This window comes from Pseudomonas neuropathica, from assembly GCF_015461835.1.
In the GTDB taxonomy this organism is placed as follows: Bacteria; Pseudomonadota; Gammaproteobacteria; order Pseudomonadales; family Pseudomonadaceae; genus Aquipseudomonas; species Aquipseudomonas neuropathica.
This window is the reverse complement of the sequence record NZ_JACOPX010000036.1, coordinates 1-1843: the sequence shown is the minus strand read 5'-3', so window position 1 is coordinate 1843 and position 1843 is coordinate 1. Positions and strand designations below refer to the sequence as shown.

The following is a 1843-nucleotide window of genomic DNA, read 5'->3' as shown; positions in this document are numbered from 1 at the left end:
CTTACGATCAGGCTGGAGAAACGCCTGCTATCAGGCGGTTTCGTTGGGTTCAGCAAATCGAATACGTGGAAACCTTAGGTTTGGTTCGATTCCAATTCGCCACTGCACTAATCCCTTACCTTTCAGAGCTAAAGGAACGTTTCACTGTTTATCCCATTGATGATGTTGTCAAAATGACGAGTATCCATGCGATTCGCTTGTACGAGCTTTTGGTTCAGTGGCGAAGCACTGGAAAACGAGAAATCGAAATCGCATGGCTCAAAAAAACGTTCCAGATTGCAGATAGCTACAAATCCATTAGCGATTTGAAACGTTGGGTAATTGCGCCAGCTATAGAGCAAATCAACCTGCATTCCCCCATCCAGGTGGGCTGGAAACAGAAGAAAACCGGTAGGTCTGTAACTCATTTGGTTTTTGAGTTTTCGCCTAAAAAACCGCTGAAACCCAAAACCAGGAAGACCTTAAGCCGAGAAGAAGCGAAAGATCTGGCAAGGCCTGGGGAAAGCTGGGACGACCTTTCGAAACGCCTGGGCGTGGTCATTTTGTAGTTTTTGGGCAACACGTTTTATGGGGATTTGGGATGCCCACCAGAACGGTAGGTGAAGAAAACCCGTCAGGGTTATAGACACAGCGATCAAAGCACTGTGGGGAAGGAATGGCTCAGCTCAGTGTTTTGAGTAGATCCGCGAACGATTCAGGCTTTTCTCGTGGCAATGGAGCCGCTTCCTGAATCGCTGGTTTGTGTTCGATCAGGAGCAGCTTCTTTTCTTCGATCTCAATCAGTTTTTCGAGTGCTGCTGCCAATCTTAGTGCGGTAGCTTCTGTAAGCGTCCCTGGTAGATTCTCTGATGTGCATGGCTGTGCAATTTCCTGTGCAACAGGCTGTGCAATGTTCAGCAAACTGCCATAGACGCGAATCAGTTCAGACGTTTCAAAGTAACGGCGTTCGTCATGGCCTAAGCTATAGGACAGACGGCCCTGATCACAATGGTTGTAGAGTGTTCGGCGAGATTTTCCAGTCAGTACAATAGCTTCCTGAATGGTGTGCAACATCTGCATAGCCCCTAGTGTGCAATGTGTGCAGACACTCTACCATCAGCCCTACTCGGTAAACAGTTGATAGGGTTAGCCCATCGTGGACGAAAGCTTTTAAGCAGGGGGACGTGCCAAAGCTCGATACAGGGTTGCGCGATGTACATTCAGAATACGTGCAGCCTCAGTGACAGGCCGTCCCTCTTCCTCGATCAATCTCCGAGCATGAACTATCTGTTCGGCGCTTAAGGCTGGACGTGGGCCGAAACGTACACCTCGGGCAAGAGCAGCAGCCCGACCAGCGCTAGTACGCTCTCCAATAAGCGAACGCTCGAAGTCGGCAATACCTGCAAAAATGGTCAACACCATGCGCCCAGCGGGTGAAGTGGTATCAGCCCAAGGTTCAGCCAACGAGCGCAAACCAGCGCCGGAATCATTGATCTGCTCAGCAATATGGAGAAGATCGCTTGTTGACCTGGCTAAACGATCCAGTCGTGTAACTGTCACAACATCTCCGGTGCGCAAATGGTCGAGAAGTCGTCCTAGCTCCGGTCGATCTCGCTTAGCCCCACTCACTTTCTCCTCAAAAATGCGCTGGCATCCCATAGCACTAAGCGTTTCCCGCTGCTGAGCCAGATCTTGCCCTTGCGTTGAAACCCGTGCGTACCCAATCAACTGGCCATTGTTCGTGGTCATGCTCCACCTGTCGCATTATTTGTCGCAAGTAAAGTACCACCTGCGACAGAAATATGCGACACTTATGGAGCAGAAAATCGGGGACCGGTTCCATGTCGCACGACTTAGGATTCAT

Annotated in this window: 3 protein-coding genes; 1 reads left to right on the top strand and 2 read right to left on the bottom strand. The window is 50.1% G+C overall.

The window, feature by feature from the left end; translation table 11 throughout:
* On the top strand, positions 1-548 hold a 548-nt coding region (locus H8F23_RS28595; protein ID WP_194936561.1), incomplete at its 5' end, for a replication initiation protein.
* A 112-nt stretch (positions 549-660) separates the two neighbouring features.
* On the opposite strand, the gene H8F23_RS28590 is transcribed toward H8F23_RS28595, so the two are convergent.
* Positions 661-1053, bottom strand: a complete 393-nt coding sequence (locus H8F23_RS28590; RefSeq protein WP_194936560.1) for a helix-turn-helix domain-containing protein — start codon at positions 1051-1053, stop codon at positions 661-663.
* A 96-nt stretch (positions 1054-1149) separates the two neighbouring features.
* On the bottom strand, positions 1150-1728 hold the full coding sequence (locus H8F23_RS28585; RefSeq protein ID WP_194936559.1) for a recombinase family protein: 579 nt from the start codon (positions 1726-1728) through the stop codon (positions 1150-1152).
* Between the last annotated feature and the right edge of the window lie 115 nt (positions 1729-1843).

Bases quoted from the DNA above. Each gene is read 5' to 3' on its own strand.
- H8F23_RS28590 (WP_194936560.1), bottom strand. From the start codon at position 1,053: ATGTTGCACACCATTCAGGAAGCTATTGTACTGACTGGAAAATCTCGC.
- H8F23_RS28585 (WP_194936559.1), bottom strand. From the start codon at position 1,728: ATGACCACGAACAATGGCCAGTTGATTGGGTACGCACGGGTTTCAACG.